This is a genomic window from Streptomyces sp. NPDC058662 (assembly GCF_042716255.1).
Taxonomy (GTDB): Bacteria; Actinomycetota; Actinomycetes; order Streptomycetales; family Streptomycetaceae; genus Streptomyces.
The window spans coordinates 123,739-131,488 of the sequence record NZ_JBHXRU010000006.1 but is presented as its reverse complement, the minus strand read 5'-3'; the positions used below and the strand labels follow the sequence as shown (position 1 = coordinate 131,488).

The window sequence follows — 7,750 nt, the reverse complement described above, 5'->3', positions numbered from 1 at the left end:
AGGCCGGCCGAGCGCCGGTCCCGCCCCCGCCCGCCGGCGCCGGCCCGGCCCCGCCCTCAGGCCTCCGTCAGCGTCGCGAGCAGCGCGTCCGCGGCGGCGTACGGGTCCAGCTCGCCGACGGCGACCCTGGCGGCCAGCGCGTCGAGGTGCGCGTCCCCGCGCAGGTCCGCCATCCGCGCCCGCAGCGCCGTCACGGCGATCGTCTCGACCTCCCGCGCCGCCCGGGCCGTGCGCCGTTCGGCGAGCACGCCACGCTCGTCCATCCAGGCCCGGTGCTTCTCCAGGGCCTCGACCAGTTCGTCGATGCCCTGGGCCCGCGCGGCCACCGTCTTCACGATCGGCGGCCGCCAGTCCCCGGCGCCGCGGGACTCCCCCAGGCCCAGCATGTGGTTCAGCTCCCGGGCGGTGGCGTCGGCGCCGTCGCGGTCCGCCTTGTTCACCACGTACACGTCGCCGATCTCCAGGATGCCCGCCTTCGCGGCCTGGATCCCGTCGCCCATCCCGGGCGCCAGCAGCACCACCGAGGTGTCGGCCTGGGAGGCGATCTCCACCTCCGACTGCCCGACACCGACCGTCTCGACCAGGATCACCTCGCAGCCGGCCGCGTCCAGCACCCGGATCGCCTGCGGGGCGGCCCACGCCAGCCCGCCCAGGTGCCCCCGGGTGGCCATGGAGCGGATGTACACCCCGGGGTCCGAGGCGTGGTCCGACATGCGCACCCGGTCACCGAGGAGCGCCCCGCCCGAGAAGGGCGAGGACGGGTCGACGGCGAGGACCCCGACCCGCTTGCCGGCCTTGCGGTACGCGGAGACCAGCGCCGAGGTCGAGGTCGACTTGCCGACGCCCGGCGACCCCGTCAGGCCCACCACGTACGCCCCGCCCGTCAGCGGCGCCAGCGCCGCCATCACCTCGCGCAGCTGCGGGGACGCCCCCTCGACCAGTGAGATCAGCCGGGCCACCGCCCTGGGCCGGCCCTCGCGCGCCTGGGCCACCAGCTGGGGGACGTCCACCGCCGTCATACGTGCTGCGCTCCTCGGTTCTCGTACGGTACGGGTGCGGTCGGTACGGCTACGGGGCCTGGGTGCCCGGCACGCGCACGATCAGCGCGTCGCCCTGGCCGCCGCCGCCGCACAGCGCGGCCGCGCCGACGCCGCCGCCGCGCCGCTTGAGCTCCAGGGCCAGGTGCAGGACCACGCGGGCGCCGGACATGCCGATCGGGTGGCCCAGGGCGATGGCGCCGCCGTTGACGTTCACCTTTTCCGGGGTCACACCGAGGTCCTTCATTGACTGCACGGCGACCGCCGCGAAAGCCTCGTTGATCTCGATGAGGTCCAGGTCGGAGACGTCCAGCCCGTCCTTCGCCAGTGCGTGCCGGATCGCGTTGGACGGCTGCGACTGGAGCGAGTTGTCCGGTCCGGCCACGTTGCCGTGGGCGCCGATCTCGGCGAGCCACTCCAGGCCGAGCTCCTCGGCCTTGGCCTTGCTCATCACGACCACGGCGGCGGCGCCGTCGCTGATCTGCGAGGAGGTGCCGGCGGTGATGGTGCCGTCCTTCGCGAAGGCCGGGCGCAGCTTGCCGAGGGACTCCGCGGTGGTCTCCGGGCGGATGCCCTCGTCCATCGAGAAGACGACCGGGTCGCCCTTGCGCTGGGGGATCTCGACCGGGGTGATCTCGGCCTCGAAGACGCCGTTCTTCTGCGCGGCCGCGGCCCTCTGGTGGGAGGCGGCGGCGAACTCGTCCTGCGGGGCGCGCTCGATGCCCAGGCGGGTGTTGTGCTTCTCGGTGGACTCGCCCATCGCGATGTTCTCGAAGGCGTCCGTGAGGCCGTCGTAGGCCATCGCGTCGAGCATCTCGACGGCCCCGTACTTGTAGCCCTCGCGCGACTTGGGCAGCAGGTGCGGGGCGTTGGTCATGGACTCCTGGCCGCCCGCGACCACGATGTCGAACTCGCCGGCGCGGATCAGCTGGTCCGCCAGGGCGATCGCGTCCAGGCCCGACAGGCACACCTTGTTGATCGTCAGGGCGGGCACGTTCATCGGGATGCCGGCCTTGACCGCCGCCTGGCGGGCCGGGATCTGGCCCGCACCGGCCTGGAGGACCTGGCCCATGATCACGTACTGCACCTGGTCGCCGGAGATACCGGCCCGGTCCAGCGCGGACTTGATGGCGAAACCGCCGAGGTCGGCACCCGAGAAGGACTTCAGCGAGCCGAGGAGGCGCCCCATGGGCGTGCGGGCCCCGGCGACGATCACTGAAGTGGTGTTGTTCGATCCGGACATGAGGCACGGCCCCTTGGATGAGGAGTGAACGAGGGTTTACGTCAATGTACTGAGCGGTACCCCAGCGGTCACCGGGCAGTCGGTGTGATCGCGCGCACGTTGCGTGACCACCCTCCGGAGCGGTGCACTGGACCCATGCTGACAAGAATCGACCACATCGGGATCGCCTGCTTCGACCTCGACAGGACCGTCGAGTTCTACCGTGCCACGTACGGCTTCGAGGTGTTCCACTCCGAGGTCAACGAGGAGCAGGGCGTTCGCGAGGCCATGTTGAAGATCAATGGGACGTCCGACGGCGGCGCCTCCTACATCCAGCTCCTGGAGCCCACCCGCGGGGACTCCGCGGTGGGCAAGTGGCTGGCCAAGAACGGCGAGGGGGTCCACCACATCGCCTTCGGCACCGAGGACGTCCTCGGCGACTCGGAGGCCATCCGCGGCAAGGGCGTCCGCGTCCTCTACGACCAGCCCCGGACCGGCTCCATGGGGTCCTCGATCACCTTCCTGCACCCCAAGGACTGCCACGGGGTCCTCACCGAACTGGTCACGGCCGACCCGCAGCACTGATGGCCCGATTCCCCGGCCGGTAGAGTGGCCATGGCTCGGCCGGGGTTCGGTGCGGAGACGGGGTCGGGGCCTGTGACCCCTGCCCCGGTATCTGACACCATTCCCCCGGGGGCGTCGTTCAGCGGGCGAGCGATGCTCAATTGGGAGTGAGCTTGCGACCAGGGGACGGATGGGACCGCGCTGTGCGGGGCTACGAAAGCCAGGAGAGCCATCAGGCCGAGGCCGACCACCTGTCGCGCTTCGAGGCCGAGATGGAGCGGCTGAAGAAGGAGCGCGGGAAGGCCGTCCAGCACGCTGAGGACCTGGGATACCAGGTCGAGGTGCTGCGCGCCAAGCTCCACGAGGTACGCCGCAGCCTGGCGTCCCGCCCCGCCTACGACGGCGCGGACATGGGCTACCAGGCGGAGCAGCTGCTCCGCAATGCCCAGATCCAGGCCGACCAGATGCGCTCCGACGCCGAGCGCGAGCTGCGTGACGCCCGTGCCCAGACCCAGCGCATCCTCCAGGAGCACGCCGAGCACCAGGCGCGCCTGCAGGCCGAACTGCACGCCGAGGCCGTCAACCGCCGCCAGCGCCTGGACCAGGAGCTCAACGAGCGCCGCCAGACCGTCGAGGCCCACGTCAACGAGAACGTGGCCTGGGCGGAGCAACTGCGCGCCCGTACGGAGTCCCAGGCGCGCCGGCTCATGGAGGAGTCCCGCGCCGAGGCCGAACAGTCCCTGAACGCCGCGCGCGCCGAGGCCGCCCGGGTCGCCGAGGAGACCCGGCGCCGGATGGCCGCCGAGGCCGAGGCCGCCCGCGCGGAGACCGAGGCCACCCTGCTGCGGGCCCGCAAGGAGGCCGAGCGGCTGCTGACCGCCGCCTCCGCGCAGGCCCAGGAGGCCACCGAGCACGCCGAGCGGCTGCGGTCCACCACCTCCGCCGAGGCCGAGCAGACCCGGCAGCAGACCATGGACCTGGGCCGGGTCGCGGAGTCCCGCGTGCAGGAGGCGGACGCCGCCCTGCGCGAGGCCCGCGCCGCGGCCGAGAAGCTGCTCGCGGAGGCGAAGGAGAGCGCCGCCCGGCAGCTGGCCTCCGCCGAGTCCGTCAACGAGCAGCGCACCCGGACCGCCAAGGAGCAGGTCGCCCGGCTGGTCGGCGAGGCCACCAAGGAGACCGAGGCCCTCAAGACCGAGGCGGAGCAGGCCCTGGCCGACGCCCGCGCGGAGGCGGAGCGGCTGCGCACCGAGGCCGGCGAGCGGGCCCGTACGGCCGCCGCCGAGGACACGGCGGCGCAGCTGGCGAAGGCGGCCCGCACCGCCGAGGACGTACTGAACAAGGCGTCGCAGGACGCCCGCGCCACCACCCGCGCGGCGTCCGAGGAGGCCGAGCGGATCCGCCGCGAGGCCGAGAGCGAGGCCGAGCGGCTGCGGCTCCAGGCGGCGGCGACGGCCGACGAGCTCAAGGGCGCCGCGAAGGACGACACCGAGGAGTACCGGGCCCGCACCGTGGAACTCCAGTCGGAGGCACGGCGGCTGCGCGGCGAGGCCGAGCAGCTGCGGGCGGAGGCCGTCGCCGAGGGCGAGCGGATCCGCGGCGAGGCCCGCCGCGAGGCGGTCCAGCAGATCGAGGAGGCCGCCCGGACCGCCGAGGAGCTCCTCGGCAAGGCCAAGGCGGACGCGGACGAGCTGCGCGGCGGGGCGAGCGCCGAGAGCGAGCGGGTCCGCGCCGAGGCCGTCGAGCGGGCGACCACCCTGCGCAAGCAGGCCGAGGAGACGCTGGAGCGCACCCGCGCCGAGGCCGAGCGGCTGCGCGCCGAGGCCGAGGAGCGGGCCGAGGCCGTACGGGCCGAGGCCGACGCCGCGGCCCGTGCCCGGCGCGAGGAGACCGAGCAGGCGCTCGCCGCCAAGCGGGCGGAGGCCGACGAGGAGCTCGTCCGGCTGCACACGGAGGCCGAAAGCCGGCTGGGCACGGCCGAGCAGACGCTGCGCGACGCCCGCGCGGCCGCGGAGGGCATCCGCCGCGAGACCGGCGAGGAGAACGACCGGCTGCGCGCCGAGGCGGCGGAGCGGATCCGCGGTCTCCGGGCGCAGTCCGAGGCCGAGGCCGAACAGCTGCGCACGGAGGCCGCCGAGGACGCCGGGCGGGTGCGCGCGGAGGCCGAGCAGGCCGCCGTACGACTGCGCGGCGAGGCCGAGGCCGAGGCCGAGCGGGTCCGTACGGAGGCGCAGGAGACCGCCGACCGGCTGCGCGCCGAGGCGAAGGCGGCGGCCGAGCGGGTCGCCGCGGAGGCCGCCGAGGCGCTGTCCGCGGCCGCCGAGGAGGCCGCGCGCCGCCGCCGGGAGTCCGAGGAGACGCTGTCGTCCGCCCGGACCGAGGCGGAGCAGGAGCGGGCCCAGGCCCGCGAGGAGAGCGAGGAGCTGCTGGCCGCGGCCCGCAAGCGCTCCGAGGAGGCGCAGGCCGAGGCGGCCCGCCTGACCGAGGAGGCCGAACGGCGCGCGTCGGAGCTGGTGTCGGCGGCCGAGGCCACCGCCCAGCAGGTACGGGACTCCGTCGCCGGGCTGCACGAGCAGGCCGAGGAGGAGGTCGCCGGACTGCGCAGCGCCGCCGAACACGCGGCGCAGCGGACGCGGACCGAGGCCGAGGAGGAGGCCGAGCGGGTCCGCGGCGACGCCCACGCGGAGCGCGAGCGCGCCGCCGAGGACGCCCAGCGGGTCCGCAGCGAGGCGCGCGCCGAGACGGACGCGGCGAAGGCTCTGGCCGAGCGCACCGTCGGCGACGCGATCGCCGAGGCGGAGCAGTTGCGCTCCGACACCGCCGAGTACGCGCAGCGGGTGCGTACGGAGGCCACGGACGCGCTGGCCGCGTCCGAGCGGGACGCGACGCGGACCCGCGCGGACGCCCGTGACGACGCCAACCGCATCCGCGGCGAGGCGGCGGAGGCGCTGGAGGCGTCCCGCGCCGAGGGCGCGCAGATCCGTACGGACGCCGTGCGGGAGGCCGAGCGGGTCGTCGCCACGGCCACCGCGGAGGCGGACCGGCTCACCGAGGAGACCCGCGCGGCGAACGCCGCGACGGTCGCCGAGGCCGAGGCCGAGGCGCAGCGGCTCACCGCCGAGGCGGCGGAGGCCGCCGAGGCCGCCCGCGCCGAGGCGGCCGGCACGCTGGACGAGGCCCGGTCCGAGGGCAACCGGCTGCGTACCGAGGCCGCGGAGCAGGCCGACCGGCTCGTCACCGAGGCCGCCGCGGAGGCGGACCGGCTCATCGAGGAGACCCGCGCCGCCAACGCCGCCACCGTGGGCGAGGCGGCGGCGGAGGCGGAACGGCTGGCCGCCGAGGCGGCCCGGACCCTGGAGAGCGCGCGGGCCGAGGCGCGGGCGCTCACCGCGCAGGCGGCCGAGACCCTGGCCGGGGCCGAGCGGGACGCCGCGAAGATCATCATCGATTCGCGTACCGAGGGCGACCGGCTGGTCGAGGAGACCCGCGCGGCCAACGAGCGCACCGTCGGCGAGGCGGCGGCCGAGGCCGAGCGGCTGCGCGCGGACGCGGCGCGGGCCCTGGACGAGGCCCGCGCGGAGGGCGGCCGGATCATCGGCGAGGCCACCGCGGAGGCGGACCGCGTCACGGTCGCGGCCAACGAGACCCTGGCGAGCGCCGAACGGGAGTCGGAGCGGAGCCTGGACGAGGCGCGTTCCGAGGCCAACCGGCTGCGGACCGAGGCGGCCGAACAGGCCGACCGGCTCATCACCGGCGCCGCCGCGGAAGCCGACAAGCTCACCGAGAAGACCCGCAAGGACAACGAGCGCACCGTCGGCGAGGCGGCCGGCGAGGCCGAGCGGCTGCGCGCGGAGGCGACGGAGGCGCTGTCCTCGGCGCAGGAGCACGCGACGCGTACCCGGTCCGAGGCCGAGCGGGTCAAGGCCGAGGCGGCGACCGAGGCGGAGCGCATCCGTGCGCAGGCCCGCGCGGAGTCCGAGCGGCTGCTGGACGAGGCCCGCGAGGAGGCCAACAAGCGTCGCAGCGAGGCTGCCGAGCAGGTCGACCGACTCATCACCGAGGCCGCTTCGGAGGCCGACAAGCTCACGGCCGACGCGCGGGCGCAGGCCCTCGCCGCCACGACGGCGGCCGAGGAGCAGGCCGACGCGATGGTCGACGCGGCGCGCAAGGAGGCCGCGCGGATCACGTCCGAGGCGACCGTCGAGGGCAACTCCGCGGTGGAGAAGGCCCGTACGGACGCGGACGAGCTGCTGGTCGGCGCGCGCACGGACGCCGCGGCCATAAGGGAGCGGGCGGAGGAGCTGCGCGGCCGCGTGGAGGCGGAGGTCGAGGAGCTGCACGAGCGGGCCCGCCGGGAGTCGGCCGAGCAGATGAAGTCGGCCGGCGAGCGCGTGGACAAGCTGGTGCGGGCGGCGACCGAGCAGAGCGTCGAGGCCGAGGCGAAGGCCAAGGCGCTGGTGTCGGACGCGAGCAGCGAGGCGAGCAAGGTGCGCATCGCCGCGGTCCGCAAGGCCGAGGCGCTGCTCAAGGAGGCCGAGCAGAAGAAGGCCGAGCTGGTCCGGGTGGCGGAGGGCGCGCTCGCCGAGGCCAGGGCCGAGGCCGAACGCCTCGTCGAGGAGGGCCGCCGTGAGCTGGAGGTCCTGGTGCGCAGGCGCGAGGACATTCAGGCGGAGATCTCCCGTGTCCAGGACGTTCTTGAGGCGTTGGAGTCATTCGAGGCGCCCACGGGCGGCGGAAAGCCCTCGGTCGGCGGCCAGGGCGCGGGGGGCGTGAAGGCCGGCGCGGCGGCGGGTTCCACTCGTTCGGGTGGTAAGACGTCAGAGGGGTAGTCAGCACACAGGGATGTGTGCTCCTGATAGAGGTTCAGGCGAACGAGTGACAAGCATTCTGCCGCCTTGCCACTCGAAAGGGGTCTCATTGTCCAGATCAA

General features: G+C 75.0%; 4 protein-coding genes. 2 read left to right on the top strand and 2 right to left on the bottom strand.

Translation table 11 applies throughout. The annotated features are described in order from the left end of the window. Positions 1-56: 56 nt before the first annotated feature. Both meaB and ACFWUQ_RS04800 read right to left on the bottom strand, forming a co-directional pair. On the bottom strand, positions 57-1,019 hold the full coding sequence (gene meaB / locus ACFWUQ_RS04805) for a methylmalonyl Co-A mutase-associated GTPase MeaB (protein WP_384532789.1): 963 nt from the start codon (positions 1,017-1,019) through the stop codon (positions 57-59). 49 nt (positions 1,020-1,068) lie between these two features. Then, positions 1,069-2,280 (bottom strand): acetyl-CoA C-acetyltransferase, encoded by a 1,212-nt coding sequence (locus ACFWUQ_RS04800; RefSeq protein WP_384532786.1) that lies wholly within the window; start codon positions 2,278-2,280, stop codon positions 1,069-1,071. Positions 2,281-2,415: 135 nt separating this feature from the next. Between ACFWUQ_RS04800 and mce the strand changes: the two genes are divergently transcribed. Both mce and scy read left to right on the top strand, forming a co-directional pair. After that, entirely contained in the window at positions 2,416-2,844 is a 429-nt protein-coding gene (gene mce, locus ACFWUQ_RS04795; RefSeq protein WP_384532783.1) for a methylmalonyl-CoA epimerase, read from the top strand. 182 nt (positions 2,845-3,026) lie between these two features. Beyond that, a complete protein-coding gene (scy, locus tag ACFWUQ_RS04790; RefSeq protein WP_384532780.1) occupies positions 3,027-7,649 on the top strand; it encodes a polarized growth protein Scy in 4,623 nt (1,540 codons plus the stop codon). Positions 7,650-7,750 lie beyond the last annotated feature (101 nt).